The 24,049-nt window shown below is 64.9% G+C and carries 20 protein-coding genes and 2 pseudogenes; 17 read left to right on the plus strand and 5 right to left on the minus strand.

Going from position 1 to position 24,049, the window contains the following annotated elements; all coding sequences use genetic code 11:
* The first annotated feature begins 29 nt into the window (after positions 1 to 29).
* From C9F11_RS21275 to C9F11_RS21340, 13 genes and pseudogenes are all read left to right on the plus strand, one after another.
* Positions 30 to 971 (plus strand): zinc-binding dehydrogenase, encoded by a 942-nt coding sequence (locus C9F11_RS21275; RefSeq protein WP_249401820.1) that lies wholly within the window; start codon positions 30 to 32, stop codon positions 969 to 971.
* A gap of 399 nt (positions 972 to 1,370) precedes the next feature.
* Positions 1,371 to 1,937 (plus strand): IclR family transcriptional regulator C-terminal domain-containing protein, encoded by a 567-nt coding sequence (locus C9F11_RS21280; protein ID WP_249401821.1) that lies wholly within the window; start codon positions 1,371 to 1,373, stop codon positions 1,935 to 1,937.
* Positions 1,938 to 1,952: 15 nt separating this feature from the next.
* Entirely contained in the window at positions 1,953 to 2,333 is a 381-nt protein-coding gene (locus C9F11_RS21285) for a hypothetical protein (protein ID WP_138960772.1), read from the plus strand.
* Positions 2,334 to 2,921: 588 nt separating this feature from the next.
* Entirely contained in the window at positions 2,922 to 3,830 is a 909-nt protein-coding gene (locus C9F11_RS21290; RefSeq protein ID WP_138960773.1) for a DNA-processing protein DprA, read from the plus strand.
* A gap of 191 nt (positions 3,831 to 4,021) precedes the next feature.
* Entirely contained in the window at positions 4,022 to 4,624 is a 603-nt protein-coding gene (locus tag C9F11_RS21295; RefSeq protein ID WP_138960774.1) for a hypothetical protein, read from the plus strand.
* A gap of 315 nt (positions 4,625 to 4,939) precedes the next feature.
* Positions 4,940 to 5,944 carry a hypothetical protein gene (locus tag C9F11_RS21300; RefSeq protein WP_138960775.1) on the plus strand — a complete coding sequence of 335 codons (1,005 nt, stop codon included), beginning with the start codon at positions 4,940 to 4,942 and terminating at the stop codon, positions 5,942 to 5,944.
* An 836-nt stretch (positions 5,945 to 6,780) separates the two neighbouring features.
* Entirely contained in the window at positions 6,781 to 6,963 is a 183-nt protein-coding gene (locus tag C9F11_RS49945; RefSeq protein ID WP_346347454.1) for a hypothetical protein, read from the plus strand.
* A gap of 525 nt (positions 6,964 to 7,488) precedes the next feature.
* Positions 7,489 to 8,001, plus strand: a pseudogene (locus tag C9F11_RS21310) (IS630 family transposase); the annotation flags it as partial.
* A 1,299-nt stretch (positions 8,002 to 9,300) separates the two neighbouring features.
* Positions 9,301 to 9,654: a hypothetical protein gene (locus C9F11_RS21320; RefSeq protein WP_138960776.1), complete on the plus strand. Its 354-nt coding sequence runs from the start codon at positions 9,301 to 9,303 to the stop codon at positions 9,652 to 9,654.
* Positions 9,655 to 9,926: 272 nt separating this feature from the next.
* Complete coding sequence (locus tag C9F11_RS21325; RefSeq protein WP_138960777.1) at positions 9,927 to 12,161, plus strand: glycoside hydrolase domain-containing protein; 2,235 nt, start codon at positions 9,927 to 9,929, stop codon at positions 12,159 to 12,161.
* Positions 12,158 to 12,658, plus strand: a complete 501-nt coding sequence (locus C9F11_RS21330) for a hypothetical protein (protein WP_138960778.1) — start codon at positions 12,158 to 12,160, stop codon at positions 12,656 to 12,658. The genes C9F11_RS21325 and C9F11_RS21330 overlap by 4 nt, the downstream gene beginning before the upstream one ends.
* Positions 12,655 to 13,419: a hypothetical protein gene (locus C9F11_RS21335; RefSeq protein WP_138960779.1), complete on the plus strand. Its 765-nt coding sequence runs from the start codon at positions 12,655 to 12,657 to the stop codon at positions 13,417 to 13,419. The genes C9F11_RS21330 and C9F11_RS21335 overlap by 4 nt, the downstream gene beginning before the upstream one ends.
* Before the next feature lie 341 nt (positions 13,420 to 13,760).
* Positions 13,761 to 14,303 (plus strand): hypothetical protein, encoded by a 543-nt coding sequence (locus C9F11_RS21340; protein ID WP_138960780.1) that lies wholly within the window; start codon positions 13,761 to 13,763, stop codon positions 14,301 to 14,303.
* Between the two features lie 110 nt (positions 14,304 to 14,413).
* Here the strand turns inward: C9F11_RS21340 and C9F11_RS21345 are convergent.
* A pseudogene (locus C9F11_RS21345) lies at positions 14,414 to 15,179 on the minus strand (IS5 family transposase).
* Positions 15,180 to 15,511: 332 nt separating this feature from the next.
* Between C9F11_RS21345 and C9F11_RS21350 the strand changes: the two are divergent.
* Positions 15,512 to 16,069 (plus strand): hypothetical protein, encoded by a 558-nt coding sequence (locus C9F11_RS21350; protein ID WP_138960781.1) that lies wholly within the window; start codon positions 15,512 to 15,514, stop codon positions 16,067 to 16,069.
* A gap of 1,187 nt (positions 16,070 to 17,256) precedes the next feature.
* Here the strand turns inward: C9F11_RS21350 and C9F11_RS21355 are convergent.
* The 4 genes from C9F11_RS21355 to C9F11_RS21375 all read right to left on the minus strand — a co-directional run bounded on the left by C9F11_RS21355 (position 17,257) and on the right by C9F11_RS21375 (position 21,192).
* Positions 17,257 to 18,459, minus strand: a complete 1,203-nt coding sequence (locus C9F11_RS21355; RefSeq protein ID WP_249401822.1) for a low temperature requirement protein A — start codon at positions 18,457 to 18,459, stop codon at positions 17,257 to 17,259.
* A gap of 240 nt (positions 18,460 to 18,699) precedes the next feature.
* Positions 18,700 to 19,584, minus strand: a complete 885-nt coding sequence (locus C9F11_RS21360) for an LPXTG cell wall anchor domain-containing protein (protein WP_138960783.1) — start codon at positions 19,582 to 19,584, stop codon at positions 18,700 to 18,702.
* 209 nt (positions 19,585 to 19,793) lie between these two features.
* Positions 19,794 to 20,201, minus strand: a complete 408-nt coding sequence (locus C9F11_RS21365; RefSeq protein WP_138960784.1) for a rodlin — start codon at positions 20,199 to 20,201, stop codon at positions 19,794 to 19,796.
* A gap of 580 nt (positions 20,202 to 20,781) precedes the next feature.
* On the minus strand, positions 20,782 to 21,192 hold the full coding sequence (locus tag C9F11_RS21375) for a rodlin (RefSeq protein WP_138960786.1): 411 nt from the start codon (positions 21,190 to 21,192) through the stop codon (positions 20,782 to 20,784).
* Positions 21,193 to 21,531: 339 nt separating this feature from the next.
* Between C9F11_RS21375 and C9F11_RS21380 the strand changes: the two genes are divergently transcribed.
* The 3 genes from C9F11_RS21380 (at position 21,532) to C9F11_RS49950 (ending at position 23,992) form a co-directional block, all read left to right on the plus strand.
* Positions 21,532 to 21,942 carry a rodlin gene (locus C9F11_RS21380; RefSeq protein ID WP_138960787.1) on the plus strand — a complete coding sequence of 137 codons (411 nt, stop codon included), beginning with the start codon at positions 21,532 to 21,534 and terminating at the stop codon, positions 21,940 to 21,942.
* A 328-nt stretch (positions 21,943 to 22,270) separates the two neighbouring features.
* Positions 22,271 to 22,528, plus strand: coding sequence for a chaplin (locus tag C9F11_RS21385; RefSeq protein ID WP_138960788.1), 258 nt, complete (start codon positions 22,271 to 22,273; stop codon positions 22,526 to 22,528).
* A gap of 120 nt (positions 22,529 to 22,648) precedes the next feature.
* Positions 22,649 to 23,992, plus strand: a complete 1,344-nt coding sequence (locus C9F11_RS49950) for a chaplin (protein ID WP_171075805.1) — start codon at positions 22,649 to 22,651, stop codon at positions 23,990 to 23,992.
* Positions 23,993 to 24,049 lie beyond the last annotated feature (57 nt).

Consider the following 24,049-nt stretch of genomic DNA (forward strand, 5'->3'; position numbering starts at 1 on the left):
AATGCTCAGAAAGACCGTGGAGGTACCTAGTGCGCGCCGTTGTGATGGAGAACTACGGGGGGCCGGAAGTCCTTGAAGTGAAGGACGTTCCAGAGCCCGAACTCCACCGCGCCCACAGGCGGATTGAGGTCACCCGGGCCGGAGTGAACTTCGCCGATCTGCATGTCCGTGACAACAGCTACCTCGCGGGCGTTCCGCTGCCGTACATCCCCGGTAATGAGGTCGCCGGACGAATCGACGGCGAACGTGTGGTGGCCCTCACAAGGGGTGGCGGATATGCCGAGGTTGCCCAGGCGAGGCGTCTCACCACTTTTTCCGTTCCGGACGATATCGACGACGACACCGCCCTGGCCCTCACCCTCCAGGGGCAGAGCGCATGGCACCTGCTCAACACCGTCCTGCGTCTCCAGCCGAAGGAGACCGTGATCGTCCCCGCGGCGGCCGGCGGACTCGGATCGCTAGCCGTCCAGCTGGCCAAGCGCCTTGACGCCCGTGTCGTCGCCATGGCCAGCACCGATGAGAAGCGGGCCCTGGCGCGCGATCTCGGGGCCGACGTCGTGGTGGACAGTACCTCGGAGACACTCGCCGCCGACCTCAAGGAGGCGGCCGACGGTGGAGCCAACGCAGCCCTGGAAATGACTGGCGGGGACACGCTGCACGCCACCATGGAGGCCCTGGCGCCCCTCGGGCGCATGGCTGTTTACGGCGGCGTCAGCGGAGTCGAAACCCTCGTAAGCACACGGGACTTGATGTCTCTGGGGAAGTCCGTCCAGGGATTCTGGCTCCCCCTTCTATACGGCCAGCGAAACGCCCTGAATGGCGCTATGGAAGACCTGTACTCCGCCGTCCGGTCGTCCGAGATTCAAGTTTCTCGGGTAGCCGTCTATCCGCTTAGCGAGGCGGCCCGCGCGCACGAGGACTTGGCTGCTCGCCGCACGACTGGAAAGGTCGCGCTCGACCCGAGCCGCTGACCCTCGACACAAGGGGCGGAGGTCCCGAGAAGGATGGGGCCTCCGCCCTCGATGTAGATGGAAAGTAAATAAGGATTTCTGAAGGGCGTGAGTGAACCCTTAGCGTTAAGGGCCCGTCTAAGACGGCGTCCAAGTCAGCACTGCGCGAGGATTCACACGGTGGTACAGGAACGGCCCAAGGGAACCAGTCACGCCGATCGCGTCATGCGAGTCCTGAGAGCCTTCCGCGAGCTGCCAGGCGACACACAAGCACTCGGGGCGATCTCCGAAGCAACCGGATTCGATCCCTCGGTCTGTCACCGGATTCTTCAATCCTGCGTGGCAGACGGCTACGTGGAGCGACTCGGCCATGGCCGGTACCGACTCGGCAGCGACGCAATCCAGGCAGGGATGCGAGCCATGGCCGGTGTAACCGAGCACCTCGACCAGCACCAGATCCTCCTTGACCTCCAGGAGGCTCTTGGCGGGATCGTGGTCTTCTACTCCCTGGCCCCGGTCGGCGCCCGGCGCGTCGCCACCGACTACGCCAAGGGGGACTACAACCCCAACGACTTCGGCATGACCGCCTTCGACATGTTCACGGTCGGATGCTCGCTCCGAACCGGAGCCTCCGGCCGCGCTCTGCTCGCCTACGTGCCGGAGGACATCCGCGAGATAGCCCTCGCTGAACCCATTCCCGCGACGGCCGGCCCCGGTGCGATGGACAACGAGGAGTTGTTGGCGAGCATTGAGGGGATCCGCGCGTGCGGATACGCCATCGGGCGGCAGGAATGCCTCCCCGGCTGGAACTCCGTTGCCGTTCCCGCCCTCTGGGGCAACACGGCGCTCGGCGTCGTCCTCTGGCTCCGGCCCGCGGACGAAGGCCCCGGCGACGTCACCGACTACGTGGAAGACGTACGCAAGGCGGCCGAACTCATCAGCTTCGCGGCCACCGCAGGCGGCCGGAACCCTGGCCCTTCGGCGTAGGCGGTTGAGGAAGCCGTGACGCATATCACTATGTCGCAGACGGCCGCGGAAGCCGTCGAGACAGTGGAGCGTCTCTCTGCTGGGGAGGCCATCTGTCTCCCCAGCCTCTCCCGCCACTTGCATGGCGTCCAGGTCCTCCTTGAACCGGAGAACCGGACCGTGTGGTGGGTGTTGCCTGACGGGACCGAGTGGGCTGTGGAAACCACCCGGCCGGGGGAGGCGCTCGATCGGATCAGCGAACTTGCCGATCCTGCATGGGCCGCCCACTCGGCAGCCAGTTCCGACTACCACTTCATCGCCAACCTGCTCCTGCCTGCGCCGCCGGAGCGGTGCCGGGGGCGGGGTGCTGACGCCGAGCGCGCCCTCAGCCGCCCGCAGCTGCGGGTCTGCCTGTAGGCCCGCCGCCATGCCGAGCGGTCGTCCAGGGGTAATGCCGGGCGATCTGCCGGAATCCTTCAGCGGCCTGCCGCCGGGCAGCTAGGCTTCTCAGAGCACGAACCGAGATTTGCGCAAACTCCCCGGGTTGAGACTTCTCAACACTTGGCGTTGCAGGGGTCTGGGGTCCTGTCGATTACTTCTGCAACTGATCGGCGAGGTGTGCCCACGAGTGGGCACACTTCTCCGGCGGAGGCCGATCGAGCCGGATTCAGCCGGATCGAGGAGGACGGAAAAGTCCGGGTTTTCCGCAAAACCGCAGGTGAGAAGGGTCTCAGTTTCGGGTTCGACTCCCCTAGGCTCCACACATTTGCGCCCCCCTGACCTGCGGAAACGCTGGCAGGGGGTATTTTTATCCCGATTTTCCGTGCTGACGTGTCAGCACGGTGATGCTGACAAACGGTGGGCGGATCCCTTGTTCACGGGGGCTGAAGCCTCTCTTCCTCCCCCGCTGGATCCCCCGTGTACTACGCGGTGCAGTGGGGGCGGTTCGGGTGGGCCGCGCTCAGTGTCGGGGCGCTGTCGTAGGTGGGCGGTATCGTCGGGCGTATGTGGGAGCGCTGGGGCGATGAGCGGGCGGCGATGGTGGTGCTGCTCCGGCGCGCTCGCACGGAGCGGCAGGAGCGCGAGACCGTGGCGCGGGTCGTGGAGGTCGGTAGCGCTTCGCAGCTGCTCGGCGAGGAGCAGCCGTCCCTCTTCGGCGGTGCTGCGCAGGACGAGTTGCCTGCGGCCCGTGCGGAGTTGGAGCACTGGGCGAGTCAGAGCATTGGCGTGTACACGCTGACCGAGCCGGATTATCCGCAGCAGCTGAGCAGCGCCTTCGACGCTCCCGGATTGGTCTTCACCCGCGGAGTCCTGCGCTCTGAGGATGCGGGCGTCGCTGTCGTCGGCTCGCGCAGTGCTTCCTCGGGAGCCCTGGCCGATGCGGAGGCCCTCGCTCGCGGCCTCGTCGCGCGTGGACTGAGCGTGGTGTCAGGGTTGGCGGCGGGCATCGACACGGCGGCGACGGAGGCTGCGCTGGACGCGGGTGGACGTGCGGTCGGTGTGATCGGCACGGGCGTATACCACGCTTATCCGCCGGATAACCTCGGCCTGCACCGCCGGGTGGTGGCGTCGGGCTTGGTGCTGTCCCCGTTCTGGCCGGACACCCCACCGTCGAAGACGACCTTCCCTCGTCGGAACGGCACGATGTCGGCGTACTGCCGGGCCACGGTGATCGTGGCGGCGGGGCCACGCAGCGGTACGCGTATCCAGGCCCGCAAGGCCGTTGAGCACGGCCGCCCGGTGATCTTGCTGCGTTCGGTTCTCAAGGGCAGGGACTGGGCCCATGAGCTGCAAGGCTGCCCCGATGTACATGTCGCCGACGGTGTCGATGAGGCTCTAGCGGTGCTGGATGAGATCGTGCGTCGCCCGGCGGAGATGGACCGGCTCCTGCGGGACATCGTCGGCCTGCCGTGATGCGATATTCGGGAGACGGCAGGGCTGCTCGGGCTGCCGAGATCATCGCCCGTACCCGGTTCCCCGACCATTTCCTGGCTCCGGTCCGTACGACTCGCGGCATCTGTGCCGTGTGCGCGGGGCCCCTGGAGGATGGTGGTGCGAGGTGTTCTGCGTGCTCGGCGCATCGGCGTCAGGCGCAGGCGCTTGGTGTGGAGACGGCGGATGAGGTCGTCTTCGTCGCGTACTCGATCGCGGGCCGCCAGTCCGACTGGGACATGCACCGCTACAAGGCTGCCTCGCCGGGCCCGGCCAATCCCTCGTGGATGCGGACGGCGGGCCTCGCCGCGCACTTCGGCGTTATGCACCGCACATGTCTGGACGCCGCGCAGTCCGGGCCGGCGGATGCCCTCGCAGTGGTGCCCTCTCTGAGTGGCCGATCGGGGCCGCATCCGCTGGAGACTCTGGCGGCCTACCTGCTCCCCCGGCTCCTGGCTGGTGCGCTGTCAGCCGTTTCCGGCGATTGGGTAGACCGGGATCAACGGCGCGTGTTCCGGCCTGGCTTCTTCGCAGTTCCGGACCATGAGGCGGTGCACGGTCGGCATATCGTGCTCGTCGACGACACCTGGGTGACCGGAAGCCACCTGCAGTCCGCCGCGGCGGCTCTGCGGGAGGCGGGTGCCGTCCGCGTGACGGGTCTGGTCCTCGCCCGACGGCTTCGCCCGGACTGGGGGACCAACGCCGACTTCATCGACAAGCAGCTCGTGCGGCCCTATGACGTCGCGTTCTGCCCGGTGGGCAGGCACGTCGGATGAGGGAAGTCCTCCGTAGCCACTGATGCCCACGGCTGAAACCCTCGCATCCGCCGAGTGGTCCCATCTCACCCCGTAACGGCCGATGAAAACCCGTGCAAGACAGGGGAGTTGGTCACCTCGTCGGTATTGTGGGTTGTCGTGGCATGTGGATAGCGGCTAGCCTGTGAGCAGGCATGGGGCTCGGGACAGGACCTGAGCTACCGCCGATCACTTCGAGGCACGGAGCGTCGGAACGCGCCCTCGCTACCGCCTCCTTCCGTATTCGACTCCTTGGGGGCCGGGATCTCTGCGTCCCGGCGGCCGGAAGGTGCCCGCATGACCATCTACTGTCAGCACGCCAACCGTGGAAAGACGCAGATTCTGGCCGTCTACCGGAATGGCGGCGATGCCGAGTCGTCGACCGTGACAAGCCTCGACAGCCCCGACCTCGCAGCTCCGGTTGTTGATGCGCTCAACCGGATCTCAGCTCTCGCTACCGTCCCAGTGAGCATCTTCGATGAGCGCGAGCGGCGCGTAGCCAGCTATCCCACGGAACACCTGGCGGCGCTCACCGATCGAGCCGCACGCGCTGACCTCCTCAGCGGAGCGCATAGCCTGTGGTACGAGTCGGTCTGCCTGGAACTTCATCAGGCGCTGGCTGATCTGGACGATGCACTTGCCGTTGTACCGCAGCCGGTCCGGGTTGCGGTCGAGGCGGAGCTCGAGATGGAAGCGCGCGAGCTGCGCGATGCGCTGGACGAGTACTCGGAGGCAATCCCTTCACCGGAAGGGAACAGGCGTAGCTGGGATCATGAGCAGCCGTTCGTTCCCTACGGCGGCGGATCGCCGCTGCTCAGAACCGCCGCACGCGAGCAGTTGGACCGCGAAGAGGAGGGGCTCACCGCCGAGCAGCGGGCGGACGCCGTGGCGAATCTGCGGGTACTGGTCACGGCCTTCGAGGAGAGCCCGGCTGCGAGGGCCGGTTCAGGGGTCTTCTCAGTCGAGTATCCGGAGATCTTTGCTGAGCCGTACGATGCGGACCACCTTTTCTTGACCGTCCGTGTTCCGGAGCCGGACGGGACGGGCAAGGGAGCCTGGTGCATCGAAATCTGCCGCTGGGAGCCCGACGACCCGGACGAGGAGGGAGAAGACGAGTACAGCAGCGCCACCGGAGAACCCGTCCTCGAGTGCAGGCTCACCGCCGTGCCGCGTCCCGACGACATCAGTGGCCTGCTCTCCCGGCTCGTCGCAGAGCCTGAACTCCTCCCCGTGTGGGCCGAGACAGAGGTGGGAGATCCGCTCGTGGGGACGAAGTTCGTCGTCACCACAGTGAGCCGGTAGCACATCGCTGAACTGTAAGAATTGCGCTAGCAACGACCCTGGTGGCCGTGCTGACGTGTCAGCGCGGGACGCGAACCGAGGCGGATCGAGTGGGATCCAGGAGGATGGAAGTGGGGGTATTTGCCCAGATTTTCCGGTGAAACCGCAGGTCAGCGAGGTAACGATTTTGGGTTCGACTCCCCTAGGCTCCACACTGGTAAGCCCGGTCTGACCTGCGGAAATGTTGGTCAGGCCGGGTTTTTATGTGCTGACATGTCAGCACGGCAGTTCTGGGGGAGAACCCTCCCCTAGGTTGGATTCGCGGTTGCGTGTCCTTCGGTGCGGGTGTCGTGTGGATGGCTGGCCGAGGTGCTCGCCGGTCGCACCGACGTGCTGTGGTGGGAGGTGAGCGACGAGAGCGAGGCGGTGCGGCTAGGGATGCGCGGTACGCCGATGCTGGGGTGACGGTGCCCTGCGGGAGCTGGTGAAGCGGTGCGGTCAGTGGACCGCCGTCGTACGCCATGCTGGACGCCGCAAGGCGGCTCCCGGCCGTAGCGCCCGCGCCCATCTGCGCGCTCTGGCCCGCAGCGATGGCGACGCGGGTCCGGCGGTCGAGTCGGGTTCCGCCTCTGGTGCGGTGCGGATGGAGCGGATCGCGGCTGACCGGGCCGGGCTGCCTAGTGCTGCGTTCTCGTTTGAGTGGGTAAAAGTGCTGGTGGCATGGCGAGTGTGGGTGCTCGGAGTGCTGGACGGTGGCGTTGTGGGCGCGACCCAGCCGCGATGAGGCTGAGCGGAAGGTCGTGAACCGGCTGGTGCGAGCTCGGAAGGTTCCGCTTGATCTGGTGGTCTGGGCCCGGATGGTGCAGCTGAGCTGGTCTGGGCAGCGGGTGCCGGCGTTCGCGGACATGCTGGGGTGCAGTCCCAGGATCATGCGGTGCTGGCTGCACCGCCTCAACCGGACGGGCGTGATCCGGCGCTTGCGGCCCTGCCCGCCCAGGTCCTCAAGACCCGCCGGTCGACGAGCTGTGGGCACCGGATGAGTTGGGGCCGACGGAGTGGCTGGCCGCCGCGGCCCAGGCCGAGGGCATTCAGGTCGGCCGCTCGCACGTGCGCCGGATTCTCCTGGCCGAAGGGGTGCGGTGGCGCCGTCCGCGTTCCTGGGCACGTTCGGCCGACCCGGACTTCGTCCCAAAAGGACGCGGATCATCAGCCTGTACACCGCTCCGCCGCCCGACACGACGGTGATCTGCGCGGACGAGCTCGGGTCGGTGATCCCGCGGACCTTTCCGCCCGGGCCGGGCTGGTCGCCGGGCGGACACCGAATCAAGTCCGAACTCGACTACGGCCGGGGGCCGGAGAAGACCTGGGTCTTCGGCGGCCTGCGCGTCCGTGACGGCATCGAGGTCGCGATGACCGCGCCGTCCCGCAGCAGCTTCTACTACCAGCAATTTCTGGAGCGAGTGGAGCAGGCCAACCCGACCGGGGCGATCTGGATCGCCATGAGCAGGCACTCACCGTCACCTGGCGGCGGGGCTCGAAGGGGGCCCCATGCAGGCTCGGTTTGTGTTCCTGTGGTGCCCGGTGTTCCCGAACGCCGCAGCTACGACTACGTCCGGGCCGGCACCACGACCCTCTTCGCCGCCCTGGAGGTCGCCACCGGCAAGGTCATCGGCTCCCTCCACCGCCGCCACCGGGCAGCAGAGTTCAAGAAGTTCCTGACCAAGCTCGACAAGGAAGTCCCCCAAGGCCTCGACGTCCACCTCATCCTGGACAACTACGCGACCCACAAGACACCCGATATCAAGAAGTGGCTGCTGGCCCATCCCCGGTTCCACCTGCACTTCACGCCGACCAGCGCGTCCTGGCTGAACCTGGTTGAGCGGTGGTTCGCCGAACTCACGCAGAAGAAACTCAAGCGCGGCGTCCACCACTCCGTCCAGGCCCTCGAACGCGACATCCGGGCCTGGCTCGCTGACTGGAACGAGCACCCCAGACCGTTCGTCTGGACGAAGACAGCCGACGAGATCCTCGACAAAGTCGCCACCTACTGCCGGCGAATCTCTGACTCAGGTCACTAGGTAGGGCCCGATGGCAAGAAGCTCTACGAGCCCGGACGTCTCAGCCCCGGCTACCCGGGCCACCTCCGTCTGGAGGCATCGAAGAGCTTGAGCGCTTGAAGGTCGCCTTTGCAAGCAGTCGGGACCACACTGCGGCAGGGTAGGAAGATCCAGCGCATGCGGAAGAACAAGCCATTCCGCTTAAGTTGATACCCGTGTTCACGATTCCGTTTCGTAATGTCCACGCAATCTACCTGGTTCACCGCTCCCAGGGCCCCAGTGCCGAGAGATTCCGGTTACTTGCAGCTTCCAGCCAACCCTGAGGATCCTTTCCGATTAGCACCTGCGAAAGGTGCAGGCCACGCTAAAGTGATCGAGCACTCACGCACCGCTGTCTAAGGGGGCGTCTAGCCGGGCCCATGAGCATGACACGCATAGGCTTTAGCGGCCGCGCAGCCCTAGGTGTGCCAGCGGAGCGGGGTGGCTGGTGCCTGCGGCGCGCACTAGTCGTCGAAGACATTGCCATGAAAGCGAGGCTCAGCATGTCAAGACCGTTAGGTGTCAAGCGAGTTGTTCTCGTTGCTGCAGTCATGGTCTCAGCTGTGGCGGCTACGCCGTACGCTGTCGCCTCGGACGTGCCAGGTGTGCGCGTTGCGGTGGATGCCAATGCGACTACGAGGGCTATAGCGCAGACGGAACCGCAGGCCGTGGAGGCAGCCGCGACAGTTTGCGGGGCTGGCTACACGTTGCGGAAGGCTGTGCCTCTGCCCCTGGGGGACCCACCCGACGAGCGTCTGGGAACGCTGTTTGCATACGAGAACAGTGGGAAGGGTTGCGCCATCCTAGACAACAATGTCGGCAGTAAACAGTATATGTACCTTAAAGTCTGTAAAGTGGGCGGTTCCAGCTGTGATACCGACTCCGGCAATTTCACCGAGTATGCGGGGCCGGTGCGCGTCTCGAACTTCGCATGTGCTCCAGTGACTGCCAAAATGGCGAAAACATCCAGCAGTACGCCGTACATCGACTACAAGTCCGACTATGTTTTCCCTTGTGGATAAACGACCGTCCGGCGGACGCCGGAAAACTACGCCGCCCTTACTCTTCGTAGCGGCCGCGTCACTCATGCTCACCGCCTGTGGAACTGAGGGCTCAGAGAAGCCCACTGCCAGCAAGCCTTCTGCAGACTCAGCGATCTCTGGGGGAGAGGGCCAGGCGAAGTCAGGCAACGGGAAAGCCTCCGATCGGGAGCAGGATCCCCAGGTCAGGAGCGAGATCGAGAAGGCTCGGAACAAGCGGGCGAGAAACGCTGCGAGTGGAGTGCCAGTCAAGCCGACCAGAACTGGTATTCCCAAGCCTGAAGATTACGGTTTCGGGCCCGCTGTCACCAAGGCCCAAGGTGATGAGGTCGTCGCTTACCAGCCGCGGCTGCAAGATGGCCGACTGGTCGTACCTCTTACCGTCAGTAACAAAGGCCGCAAGCGGGCCGCTTACAAGGTCATCGTCACGGTCAAGGGAACGAAGCGAACCGTTCCAGCGCATTTGAATATTCCCTTTGTCTACCCGAGCACGACATGGCCGACCCAGGTCGATGTCACTGCTGCAGGAGGAACTGGACCCAAGAATGTGAAGGTCACCGTGAAAGCGACCAAGAAAGAAGATCGCTGGTCATAAGACCACGATGACCTGGCAGCCTCACGCGTAGTACTACTAGCACGGCAGGCCACGCTATCGTTTCACACAACGTGGCCTGCCGAAATCCGGGTAACCGTTGACGAAAAACTTCTTTAGCTCGGAGAATTCCTCTCGGGGTGCTTACTCGCCTCATTCCCATCTGATCGCACCCCAGCCTGCGTTGAAAAGTACCGAACCTCAGGCAAGTGAGTAGTTCTTTACGCGAGCCACAGCTTCCGGAGTGCTGTAATTCTACTGAACAGGAGAAACTTGTGGCCGATGAGATGGTCCGGAAAGCGCAGTCATTCGTTAACAACACCTATGACGGAAAACTGGGAATAGGGAGGCTTCCAGAGGACGGGAAGACCAGTTGGAGTCTAATGTTCGCGCTTACGCGCGCGCTCCAGTATGAGCTCGGCATAGCGAACCTGTCGGACGCCTTTGGGCCGACGACTCTGTCCGCACTTACCTCTAAGTACCCTCTATTAAATGAGGGAAATATCCCCTCTAAGGATTTTGCCCGGATCATCCAATCTGGTCTGTATGCTAAGGGGTACGATGGAGGTGACATTGACGGAAGCTATAACTCCCGTGTGAAGGCTTCGATGAGCAAGCTGAAAGAGGACATGGGAGTCGACTTCGCATACCCCGGCAGTTACCTAACGCCAAAGGTGTTCAAGGGCCTCTTGAACATGGATGCGTACGTCACGGTCAACAACGGCTCAGAGGCAATTCGAAGCGTTCAAAAGTGGCTGAACGGTCAGTACGTCCAACGCAGAGACTTCTTCATTATCCCGTGTGATGGGCATAACTCGCGAGATGTCTCTAAGTCCATGCTGTTCGCCGTTCAGTACGAGCTGGGTATGGCAGATGGAACGGCAAATGGTGTATTCGGTCCAGGAACGCAAGCCGGGCTGAAAGAGCACCCCCTATCTACTGGCTCCAGCGGACCATGGGTTTACCTATTCACTGGGGCCATGGTGCTCAACAAACGTCCAGTCTCTTTCTCCTCCAGCTTTACAAGCAGTCTGTCCGAAGCTGTCGGAAAGTTTCAGTCGTTCGCCAAGCTGCCGACCACTGGCAAGGGCGACTTCCAGACCTGGGCCTCCCTTCTGGTGTCCTATGGCGATCAGAGCCGCAAAGGCGAAGCATGTGACGGGGTCACGAAGATAACATCAGCGCGTGCACAGGCGCTGAAGGCTGAGGGCATCAAGTATATTGGCCGTTATTTAACAAATCTAAGCGCAACTTCCCTTCCAGAGAAGGCGATCCAGCCTGGAGAGCTACAGACCATCGCTGACCATGGGTTGCGCTGCTTTCCTATCTACCAAACCTTTGGTCGTGATGCCAGTGGATTCAATTTTTCCGCTGGAAGGGCTGCTGGCTATGCAGCCATTAACGCCGCCGTAGACCATGGATTCAAGTCGGGGACTCGAATCTTCTTCGCAGTCGACTTTGACGCACTCGATCAGGACGTTACGAACAACGTCCTGCCTCACTTCAAAGGGATATCGGACTCAATGTCCGACGCCGGAAATCCTTATGAGGTCGGAGTATATGGTCCGCGCAATGTCTGTACTCGTGTTGCCGAGGCCGGGCATTCAACAGCGAGCTTCGTTTCCGACATGTCGTCTGGTTTCTCAGGAAACTTTGGATATCCCTTGCCCAGCGACTGGGCCTACGATCAAATCGTCACCCGAACCGTAGGCTCTGGTGACGGGAAGATCGAGATCGACAATAACATAGCCTCCGGCCGCGACACCGGGCAGGGATCATTCAACAAGCCTCGTGGCGTCATACCTGACGTCCGGTTTAACGGTGGTTATCTAACCGCCTTAAGCGGTGATATCAGCAAGTACATGCGATCGATCGGGTTCCCGGACGATGGCGGCTCGGGTAGTGACGCAAGGCTTTTCACGCACAAGCAGTGCTTTGAAACCGTCATGAGTCAGGATGAGCTGATCACGGACCTTTCGCACAGATATAAGATGCGAAAGGCGCTGATCCAGACGACCACCTACTGGGAGATGCGCCACTACGACTTGGTCGACCAGGGTGTGGACCATGCAGTGGCTTTGTACCACCTTCAGGGAATTGGAAACAGGCGGGATTCCTCCACGGGCATCGCGCAAATCAGTGGCGAGGTCTGCATCCGTGCCTGGAATCATGGTATTAAGAAAGGGTACGTGGAAGGCCCCATCCTCGACCCTGCCAAGGACGCAGATATTTGGACGATGTGGCAGAAGGTCAACAAGGATCACTCGTTCAGCGTCACGACAGTTTCGCTAATCCACCTCTGGGGCGTGGACGGGAAGCCGGGAGGCGAAAACCCCCCGGGGGGCGAAACCACGCTCCGTTCAATGCGCTTGGACTATACCGAGGGGGAGATCTACCAGGTTCTTCGCCGGTACCAGGGCTGGGGCAACATGGCGGAAGAGCATGCCACTAAACGCATGGCTCTCTATCAGATCCTCGAAAAGTACAACGGTATCGTTCGGAATCTGTGAGCAGAATGACTGCATCCGATCCCTTTGAGGGGCATAGTTCCGCCGCTCTAGTGCTAATCATCCTGTTCGGCCTGGTAGTGGTTCCTAGTCTCACCGTCTACGGCTGTTCGACCGTGGCCAGGTTCGGCGTTAAGCACACAGGAGCAAAGGGTCTTCTCCGTAGCGCCGCAGCCCTTACTGTAGCCGCAGCTGTCGCTATGTACGTGTGGGGTGTCTGCCAGCTGGCATTGATGGATGACAAGGACAAGGTCCAGGCATGCAAGGACGCGGTGGGACGAGCACGCGCAGCCGAGGTGGATAGATATGAACCCAGCTATGTCCCGTTGCGCCTGGGCTGCCACGTAGCAAAGGGCGATACTTACGCCGCCGGAGTCCCCAGCTACGTAAACCCCGCTGCCCTCGGACTTGCCTTGGCCGGCGCGGCACTCGCCGTTTCATCAGCCCTTGCGCCGGAGTACCGCGTCAAAGAGAGCTCCATTAAGGAGAGCCCCAGGTGAACACTCCGCACTTATCACGTCGCACGGTCCTCGCGCGCACAGCTGTCATTACTGGTGCTGCCGTTGCGGCATCATTTCCCGGATCGCAATGGTTGTCTTCTCCCGCATACGCGGCAGGTACTGATCCAACACCGAAAATGGTGCGGGAGGCTGTTCGAAGGGCGGAAGCACGCAACAGACGCGTGATGACTGGAAAGCCGTCCCGCAACGGTTGGGAGATGGAACGAGTAGCCGATGACGGCGGCAACATCTATACCTGCCCCGTACCCGGCACCCCCCTCACAGATGTTCAGGTGCGTATGGGGGATGTCGAAGTGGTCCTCGTCCACGTCATTCGACGTTTCCACTACGAGATCGATGAGTTGCGCAAGGGTGACGTCGTCGGCTGGCGTTCCCCTGGATCCGTACGCAAGGGTATGCCGGAGTCCAACCAAGCATCCGGCACCGCGGTTCAGATCAGACCCGGCTCCTACCCTTCGGGCACCAATGGGGGTTTCTTCTCCAGCCAGAGAATCGTGCTCCGCGACATCCTAGCCGAACTGGATGGAATTGTTCGCTGGGGCGGCGATGACACGAAACCAGACGAGGCCCTCTTCTACATTCAGGTACCCCCCGGTGACAAGCGTCTGGCTGTGACTGCCGCCAAACTTCGAGGCTGGCATGACCGTCCCGGGGCTGGCGCTGGTTCACCGGTAGACGTATTCAACTCCAAGCGACGCATCGCAGCTGAGAAGCTGGAGCAACGCCAGCAAGCAGCTTAGGGCGATGAAGCTGGCGTCTGGATGGTCCACTCCTGAGGCATTGCACCTAGCTCACCATTTCATCGGGCAGATGAAATAGAGTCGCCGCCGTATTCGTTGTGGCTGTCCAGGCCGCAATCCCAGCTTCATGCTGCATCACTACCTGTGTGGCGGTTACTGACACAAGAAGGTCGAATTTCCCTAGTCCGCAGCGTCTGGACAACACCATGTAAGTGGCGCGACAATTCTGTATGCGCTTGCCGCACCAGGAGCTTGTGCGCTCCTCAGCAGGGCCCCGACTCAATTAACCGCACACGCCGGAAGCCGCCGCGCCCGGCCATGCCTGAAAGGATGTCAGATTTATGAGGCGTCGTATTGGTTCGCTCATCACGGCGGGTGTCGTCACAGCCAGCTGCGCGCTGCTGTCCGGAACAACTCCGGTTCAGGCGGCGGCGGTGCCCTGTACGGGCAAGGAAGAGAACTTGAAGGTGTTAGCTGGGAGTAATGCAAACCGTGTCGATGTGAAACTGTGTGGGTGGCGCACTGCGGATGAAGACACGGTGCAGGGATTCTCCGAGGTTGACTGGCTTATAGAGGACCCAGAAATTGTCTTCTCAAAGTTCAAGATTCAAACAAGGATTGAGAAGCGAGCAACGGCGGACGGCAGAGACATCGTGGTCGACTCCGCGACATGTGACTTCGCCAAAGCGCTCAACTCGGCTGCGAAGCCTCGCTACCCCGAGCAATGCCACCCGGCAGCGGTGGTGGATTATGACGCGAACTACTGGTGGTCGACTGACGCTACGGTGACGTACGACGTCGAAGGGGATGGAAAGGGCGAAATCGCTTGGGAGCTGAACGGCTCGCCGTTGGTCCATACCCCGCCGCTGGTCCACATCCGGTGAAATGGCATGGCCCGATGTGCCCCTGGACCGTTGGTGGTTCGGGGGTACATCGCAGGTAACTCGGTTGGGCTGGCTCATCACTCAGCGTTTTAGAACGGATAACACAATGACTAGAACTGTCGGTGGGTGATGAGAAAGCAGGCCAGTTTGAGGAAGACTTTGTGAGTGTCGGCTCGGCGTTCCCATCGGACGCGGAGTCGTCGGAAGCCGTGCAGCCGGGCGAAGGGCCGCTCTACCACCCACCGGTAGACGCCAAGTCCAGTGTTGTGTCGGATGTTTCGATGGGCGATGGCTGGCACGGCGCCGTGGGCATGGACCGGGTCGGCGAGCAGCGAGTCCGGCTTCCGCCGGGGGACCGACGTGGTCGCACACAGGCGGGGTTGCGTCTAGCAGGGGCATCATCTGGGTGACATCGTTGCGGTTGCCGCAGGTGAGGATGACCGCGAGCGAAGTACCGTGCCGTCAGTGATCAGGTGATTCTTGGAGTCGGCCCGGACCCCTGTCGACCGGCGACGGGTCCGCATAGAGCCCCTTCTAGGGCCCTGACGTGGGAGGAGCCGACGACGCGTGGGGCCAGTCCAGCCGGGACGCGGTGTGCAGCTCGGTGAGCAGAACCTCATGCAGCCGCTGACAGACGCCGGCCTCGTTCCAGTCCCGAAGCCGATGCCAGCAGGTCATGTCCGAGCCGAAGCTGAGCTGCTTGGGGAGATGTTCCCACTGGATGTCGATGTGCAGGACATACATGATCCCGCACAGCACCCGGCGGTCGGGGACCGGCAGACGACCGGGGTAGCGAAACCGGCGCTCCCTCTTCGGCACCAACTGCTCGATCCGCTCCCACAAGTCGCCTGTCGCGATCCATGGCGAAGTCCCCACGGCCCGGGCAGCGCCTAACTCGCCCGTCAGGCGCGGCTACCAGGAGCGCTACACCTCATTGTGTCAGCTGTTCTTAGCCTTCCCGCTCTAGGGTGACGACCGAGGCGGCGATGGATGACATTCGATTCGAGCTGCATCGGGAATTGCAGAATGTCGGCCATTGCATCAATCGTGCGGTCGAGAAGTGCCAGGACAGCAGTACCGGAATGGTGACAAGCATCTGCCCCTGGAAATCTCCGAGTTCTGAAACTGTCGTGACTGAAGAGTCGAGAATGCCACCACACCATGATAAGCAGCCGGTTCAAGAAACCCCCAGGTAAGGGAGAGAAGTTATGCACAAGGCAACCGTTGGTGCCTTACTCGCGGCAAGCGTCCTGGCTGGAGGCGTAGTACTGGCTTCCCCTGCTCAGGCCGCCGGTTCGTGCGTCGGCCCGATCAAGAACGACTTCAACGTAACGATTCCGGGTCCGCGACCTGACTTGACCTTCTACATCAAGAATTGTGCAAACGTCATTGATAACGAGGTCACCGGCTACAGCTTGACCTCCTGGGGGCCGATCGATCCTCAAGGGCGCCTGGAAGACAAGCGGTTCACCAGCTTCGTGATCACGACGAGGATCGAAGCAAGAGAGGGTGTGCCCGCTCCTTTCAACAAGGACAAGGTCATCACATCCAAGAGCTGTGATCTGACAGCCCTGGTAAATAAGCATGTCGAATTTGTAGGCCGAGAGGATGACTTCGAGGACCCGGTGAGTCGTTGTGTCGCACCGGCCGCCACCTTTGACAACAACTTGTGGTGGTCGGCAGACTCGACGATCACCTATGACATTGAAGGGGACAGCCAGGGAACGATCACCCAGCAGGTGAACGGCTCGCCACTGCTGAATTGATCACTACGAGGCGGCTGTCGTTTAGCTGTCGGTGACATCATGGTGTGACGGCCATCGACTTTGCGCTCGACGGCTTGGCTGCGTAAGCCGGTCACGACGCTGGCATGCTCGGAGTCGAAGGCGACCTGGGTGAACGGCCGAGGGCGCCGCGGGGGCGAGTTGGTCGGCTTCGCCGCCGTAGGTGATTGCCTCGATTCCGTGGCCCGGCACCCACACTGCGTGGGTGCCGGGCTCGTCCTGGGCGACGGCGGTGAAGGCGGAGAGGCCTATCGCCTCGTTGAGGTCGAGCCCGCGGTATGTGATCTGGTCAGCGGCAGCCTGTTCGCCGGGGGCCGCGAGGCCGTTGCCGCCGAGAGGGTCAGAGGTGGTCCAGGTGACTCAGGCGTCGATGACTGCGGCTGCCAGGACGTGCTCCTTACGGCCGTCGCCGGTGGCGAATGTGGAGGGTGCAGGGCTGGGCCTCGGGGCCGGTGTGGACGATGCGGTTGCATCCGGCGCTGGCTTTGCCGGTCACGGTGGTGCTGTAGAGGACCTTCTCAGTGAGGGTGTGTCGAGTGGCTGCAGGTACTGCTTGGCCCAGTCGCCGTCGCTCGGGTAGGTGGTGCTGTCGGTGCGGGGCCAGCCAGTGGACGCGAGGAGCTTTTCGGCGGCAAGGTCGATGAGCTCGGCCTAGGTTGAGAGGAGACGGACGTGGACCCACTGGCGCACCGCGGACCCGGCAAGACCTGCGGTAGACGGCCGCGTTGAATCAGGTGGGCGGCTGAGGGCACGCCGATCGGTCCGTTGCCGATCAGCGCGGTGGGCAGAGGGGCGGTGCGGTTAACCGGCATCATGGAGCTGATCGTGATGGTGCCGTGAGCTGAGGGTTCGCGATCCGCTGCCTGCAGGATGTTTGCGCAAACTGCAAGTACGTTGCGTGTCGATATGCGCAGCAGGCCTGTGATGGGCTTAGTCATTGCGTACGCAATGACTGAGGTCGCCGTGCTGACACGTCAGCACAGGGGAATGATCGAACGGGATCCAGTGGGGTCCAGCGGGACGAAGACGGGGGTGTTTGTCCCGGTATCTCATTAAAATCGCAGGTCAGGAAGATAACGATTGTGGGTTCGACTCCCCTAGGCTCCACCCCTGGAGAGCCCCTTTTACCTGGGGAAACGTAGGGTGAAGGGGCTCTTTTGCGGTGTTGGTCAGGGCGGTGGGGCGGCGGGCCGGGTGGCGAGCCGGATGCCGGTGGCCACCGTGCAGGTCAGGGCGAGGCCCGCCAGGGGGACGGCCCAGTGACCGGCGAGGCTGCTGGCCAGGACCAGGACGGCGCCGACGGGCAGGACGGCGTGCTGGGCGGTGCCGCGCTTGAAGTGCCGGGCGTGCACGGCCCAGGTCGTGATCATGAACAGCGCGGTCGGCAGGGTGACGGCGAGGGACGCGGCGAGCGTCGAGATGTGGGCGTGGTGGGTGGCCTGCTCGACGGCGACCTCGATGCCCGCGCCGATCGCGGCGGCCGAGCCGAAGATCACATAGTGGCTGTAGGCCCAGAGGAACGGGTGCTGGTGGGTGGCCAGGTACTCGTGGATGGGCACGGCGAAGTAGATCCAGAACGCGGCGAAGACGATGAGCAGCCCGCCGGCCGCGATCGGCAGCAGGTCGTCCAGGGCCGCGGACTCGTCCAGGGCCGAGCGCACCGCGACGGTGGCGGCGGCGATGGTTTCGCCGAGCACGATGAGGGTGAAGAGGCCGTAGCGCTCGGCGATGTGGTGCGGGTGCCAGGTGGTGCGGTAGTGCTGCTCGGCGAAGGCGGGCACCGCGAGGTCGGCGGCGGCCAGCGGCACGAACCCCCACCACCAGGCGGCGTCCGGAAGCAGCAGCAGGACGACCCAGCCGACCTGCACGACCACGAGGCCGACGGCGTAGCGCAGGGCGGTCTGCCGGGCGGCCCCCGTCTCGCCGCGCGCGGCGCGCAGCCACTGGAAGGCGAGCGCCACCCGCATGATCACGTAGCCGGTGATGGCGACGGCGTAGTCGCCCTGGTCGAAGGCCCGGGGGATCCCGGCGGAGAGCACGAGGACGCCCACCATCTGCACGAACGTGGCGATCCTGTAGGGGACGTCGTCGGTGTCGTAGGCGGAGGCGAACCAGGTGAAGTTCACCCAGGCCCACCAGATGGCGAAGAAGACCAGGAGATAGCCGCCGATGCCGTGGCCGGGGTCGCCCTCGGCGATCGCGTGCACGAGCCGGGCGCCCGCCTGCGCCACCGCGACCACGAAACACAGGTCGAAGAGCAGCTCCAGTGGGGTCGCCGTGCGGTGCGGCTCGTCGCGGCTCCGGGCCGTCATGCGCACGAGCGGTACCACTGACCGGCCGTGCCCCACGCCTGACGGGGTGTCCTCGCTCATCGTCGTGCCTCCCGCGCCCGGGTCCGGCCGGATGACGGCCGTTTGCTTCCAGAATGTCCCGGGACGGGGTGGGCCGCAGCGCGTCGGTGGGTGAGTGCAACGTAGATGTTCGCTCGCGCAATGAACGTGGGGCCCGCCTTGAGGTGTCAAGGCGGGCCCCATGTCGATCTTCGTGGCATTTCCGCAGGTCAGAGTCGTTTGGTGGGGTGGCAGTGTGGCCGCTGACCCTGGTTCAGATCATTACGCTCGGTCACCGAATCGGCGGTTCAGACGCCGCACGAGCACTCCGGCCCCGATGAGGAGGCCGCTCGCGGTGACGAGGGCGACGGTGCTGCCGGAGCCGGTCTGGGGCATCTCCGGCGGCCGAGAGGTGCTGGGCGAGGGCGACGGCGGCCCCGAGGTGGGCGGCCCCGAGGTCGGCGGCTGCGACGTCGGGGGCTGCGACGTCGGCGGGGTGGAGGTCGGGGGCTGCGACGTGGGCGGCTGCGAGGTGGGCGGCTTCGTCGTCGGAGGCGGGGTCGTGGGCGGCTTCGTGGTGGGCGGCGTGTGCGACGGCGGCGTGGAGGGGGTGTCGCCGTAGCCGGAGGGGCCGTGGTCGTCGCCGTAACCGGAATCCTCGGGGCCGCCGTAGCCGGTCTCGCCGCCGTCTCCGTAGCCGTCCGCGTAGCCGTGCTCGTCGGTACTGCCGTAGCCGGAGCCGTGCTCGTCGGTATCGCCGTAGCCGGAGCCGTGCGTGGTGTCGTCACCGTCATCCGGTGCGTTCCCGTGGTTCGTGGAGGGCGTGTCCGCGTCGGGGCCGTGGTGGCCGTATCCGCCCTGGTGGTCGTATCCGCCCGCCGATGACGGGGCGTCAGCCCGCTTGTCGGTGGCGGATGCTGGGGCCTCGGCTCTGTCGGCGGCGGCGCTGTCGGAGGCCGTGCCGCCGGCGGGTGACTCGGCCTTCCGCGCGGTGGACCCCGCTGGGGCAGGTGGTGCCGCCGCGGCCGGGGGTGGCGCGTGCACCTCGGCAGCTCCTGGCGTCTGATCGGCGTCCCCGGCCAGGGCCGTGCCGCACGCGACGCCGACGGCGCAGGCCGTACCGACGGCCATGGCCAAGGCCGTCCCGGACTTTCTCAGAACTCGCATGATCGGATCCCTCCATGCAGACAATCTGGTTAATCCGCATCCAAACAGGGCACTTTTGCTCCGCCGCCGATGACTCGCGGAAGGGGATGCGTGCCGCTCGCGCCTTCACCCGACCGGAAGACGAGCGGCGGGCGTGGCGCCGCCGAAGACGCGTTCGGGGCCGGCCACGGCGGTGGCCGGCCCCGAACGGTGGCGGGAGGGAGGAGGCGTCAGTGGTTGCCGGCGCCGTTGCCCGAGAGGATCGGGATGTCGCTGAGGATGTGCGACAGCGGCTCGTCGCCCTTGGCCTGCGTCGAGTTCTCGACACACTGCTGGTTCTGCGGGGCGGACAGGACGTTGATGTCCTGGACGGCGACCGGGACCAGGCCGACGATGGAGCCCGCGTTCACCTTGGCCGGCAGGCCGATGCAGGGCTTGTTGAGCGAGCCCTGGACGAGCGACATCTGCGGGCTCATGTTGCCGTGCGTCGCGGAGTTGCCGAACGCCTGCGAGGCACCGTTGCCGCTCTTCGAGGTGGTGCCCGAGTCGTTGCCGATGGCGAGGGCCTGCGGGGCCGCGACGGCCGACATGCCCGCGACGGACGCGGCGATGGCGGCGGAGGCCAGGACCTTCTTCATGTGGGTTCCCTTCGGAAAGTGGCTCCGTTACGGAGCGCGTGATGATCAACTGAGTGATGGCGCCGGAGTTGCGCCCCTCGACCCGGTCGGACCATTAGTGAGGTCATCGCTCAAAACGTGGAATCGTGGCACCGACCGGGTGTCGCTCGGGTATTACAGGGGTGTCGCCCGCGCGTATCCGAAGCGACCACCCGCTGTTTTGCCGGGCGGGCAATCAGGTACGTAGGTCAAGTACGCAAAAGGCGATCGAGTACGTAAGACAGCGAAAGCTTCACGGTGTCGAGGTGAGGGCATGAGCAACCCTGGCGGAAAATGGCAGAGGCAGGGTGTCATTCCGGTCAGCAGGCGTTCCTCGGAATGCCGCGTTGAGCCGATCTATGAATCACTTCTGCACAAGTGGAGTGCTCAGGGAAAGACAGTTCCGGGCCGACCCGATCAGGAGTGGCAGAAGCTCGTGGGACGTGACTTCTGGCCCCGGTCCTGAGTCGGCCCGGGCCCGGTGCGGGGCGCCCCCTCACAGCACAGCGGGCCGCCGAGGAGAGCGTGGCGGCCCGCTGGTACCGGGGGCGACGGGCGGACGTCAGTGGTTGCCCACGCCGTTGCCGGACAGGACGGGAATGTCGTTGAGGATGTGCGACAGCGGCTCGTCGCCCTTGGCCTGCGTCGAGTTCTCGACACACTGCTGGTTCTGCGGCGCCGACAGGATCGGGATGTCCTGGACGGCGACCGGGACCACGCCGACGATCGAGCCCACGTTGGCCTTGGCCGGCAGGCCGATGCAGGGCTTGTTGAACGAGCCCTGGATGAGTGCCATCTGCGGGCTCATGTTGCCGTGCGTGGCGAAGTTGCCGAACTCCTGCGAAGCGCCGTTGCCGCTCGCCGAGGTGGTGCCGTGGTCGTTGCCGATGGCGCTCGCGGTGGGTGCCATCGCGGCGGTCATGCCTACTGCGGAAGCGGTGACCGCGGTCGCGGCCATTACCTTCTTGAGCACAGGATTTCCCTTCTGATGAGCCCCGTCTCAGCCCCTTCCAGGAGCACTTTGGGTAACTACCGCTATGGCCAGTGGTTGCTCCGGTTCACTCGGATGGCCCACCTGCGGGATATGAACCTCCTACTTCCCTGCAGAGATGGGTGGAAGTAGAAGAAATGACAAAAGGACAAGGGTGGTGCGATCAGCTGATTTCTGTGCTGCGGACGTGTTGTCGGTGCGGTGTCGAGTCCTCTCCGGGAAAAGGATCCGATGGGGTGAACGTGCGCAACCGTGCGCCTGGTAGGCCTGTTGAACCGGGCTGAAGCAAGCCGTGTCTCTGTCCAGGAAAAGGAACAGGAAATGCTTAAGAAGTCAATGGCAGCGGCCGCGGTCGCCGCGTCCGTCGTCGGAATGTCTGCCGCCGCCGCGCCCACCGCGCTGGCCATTGGTGACGACAACGGCACCCACTCGATGAGCGGCAACGACGCCAAGCAGGCGTTCGGCAACTCGGCCACGCACGGCCACATGAGCCCGCAGCTCTCGGCCGTCCAGGGCTCGCTGAACAAGCTGTGTGCGGGCGTGCCGATCAAGGCCAACGTGGGCTCGATCGTCGGCCTGGTCCCGGTCGCCGTCCAGGACATCCCGATCCTGTCCGCCCCGCAGAACCAGCAGTGTGTCGAGAACTCGACGCAGGCCAAGGGCGACGAGCCGCTGTCGCACATCCTGGACGACATCTCCGCGCTGTCCGGCAACGGTGTGAAGAACGGCTGATCGCACCGCGCTTTCCCGGGTCGCCCGGGCCGCCCGTACCTCGTTTTCGGGGGTGGCGGCCCGGGCGGCCCTTTTCTGTGCCCGTGTGTTGTGCGGCTGCGCCGTGCGGGCTGGGCTTCCGATCCTTTCGGACGCTTCGGTCCGGCTTTCACGCATGGCGTGTTCAACTCTCCCTGCTTCAGGGCTTCTTGGTCTGCTGAGTCAATCGAGTGAAATTCCGAATCGCGTCACCGTCTCGGTTTCCTCGCCCAGTTCCACTCGTTAACAGGACTCAGGTCACGGTGCGGGAAGCAAATATTGACCGCCCGGTTTCGACCGCCGTATAGGCGTGACCCGACAGAAGGGAAATGTTGTGAAGCTCAAAAAGAGCGCTGCCATCGTCGCGGGCGCGGTTCTGGCTCTGGGTGTGGCTTCCCCGGCGTTCGCCGACGCCGACGCCAAGGGTGGCGCGCACGGCTCCCCGGGCGTGCTGTCCGGCAACGTCATCCAGGTTCCCGTCCACGTTCCCGTCAACGTGTGCGGCAACAGCGTCGACCTGATCGCGCTGCTGAACCCGGCGTTCGGCAACACCTGCGTCAACGACTGACGCAGCCAGCCCAGCTGTTCAGGCTGCGCCTTCGCCGGCCTTGGCGTACCACTCGGTGCCAAGGCCGGCTCCACCGCACAGAGGAAGATCACTAGATTGCGACAGGCCCTCAGTAAAGGAATGCTCTCCGCCGCCGCGGCGTCGAGCATCCTGTCTCTGTCTGGCACCTCCGCCCTCGCGGCTGACGCGAGCGGAGCGGCCCACGGTTCTCCCGGCCTCCTGTCGGGCAACAGCGTGCAGGCCCCGGTGGAAGTGCCGGTGAACGTCTGCGGCAACACCGCCGATGCTGCGGCAGGCCTCAACCCGGCGACCGGCAACAGCTGCGCGAACACAGGGCGGTCGGCCCACCCCGAGCGCGTCGCCGCCGCCCGCGCGCAGCAGCAGCCGGTGGCTCCCGCCCACGAGACGACCACGCCCGCGCGTGAGGCGACGACCGCCGCCCGGGAGGTGAAGAAGCCCGCCCACGTGGCGAATCCCGCCGGGGAGAAGCCCGCGCACGCGGCGTCGAAGCCCGCCGGGGAAGCGAAGAAGCCCGCCCACGAGCGGCGGACGGCTGCGACCCCGAAGGCGCGGAAGCCCTCGGCGGCGCACGGCTACGGAGAGCGCTCGGAGGCGCACGACCGCGCGGGCCACGCCGCCCGCGCGGACCACACCGAGCGTGCCGACCACACCGAGCGTGCCGACCACACCGAGCGTGCCGACCACACCGAGCGCGCCGACCGCTCCAGCCAGCGCGCGACGGCGCACCCCGCCCCGGTGTCCCCCCGGCAGGAGTCCCGGCCGCACACGTCCCCGCGGCACGCGGCCCCCCGGCACGCCGCCCCGCGGCAGGAGTCCCCCCGTACGCAGCCCCCGGCCGCCAAGCACGCGGCCAGGCCCGCGGTGGAGGCCGCCCCCAAGCCCGCCGCGCGCCCCGCGGCCGAGCACCCCGCGGCCGAGCCGGTCGCCGAGCGCACCGTCACGACGCCGCCCCCGGCCCCCCGGCCCGCCGGTTCGGGAGCCACGGCCACGGGTGAGGCCTCGGACTCGCCGGGTCTCCTGTCGGGCAACCTCGGTCAGCTCCCCCTGGAGCCCGTGCTGAACCTCTGCGGCAACACCGTGGACGTCGTCGCGGCCCTCAACCCGGTCTTCGGCAACCGCTGCGAGGAGGACTCGACGCCCACCCCGCCGCAGGAGCAGCCGATGCCGCCGCGCGGGAAGCCGCCGGTCCGCCCCGCCGAGCCCACGGCGCCGGAACCGAAGGCTCCGCCCCGGTCGGTGACGCCGCCCGAGGCCCCCGTGCCGGTGCACGAGGCCCCTGCCGTGCCGCCCGCGCCCCGGGTCGACACCGTCCCTGCCCCTCGGGCCCAGCTCGCGCGGACGGGCGCCGAGCCCGGCCTGCTCGGTGCCGCGGCGGCGAGCGCCGCACTGCTCGGCGCCGGCGCGGTCCTCTACCGACGCGGACGCGCCACGGCCCGGCCGTAGCCGCACGGTCACCACGGGAAGCCTGGGGGGCCGACCCGATCCGGGTCGGCCCCCCAC

Origin of the sequence: Streptomyces sp. YIM 121038 (assembly GCF_006088715.1) — a bacterium.
In the GTDB taxonomy this organism is placed as follows: domain Bacteria; phylum Actinomycetota; class Actinomycetes; order Streptomycetales; family Streptomycetaceae; genus Streptomyces.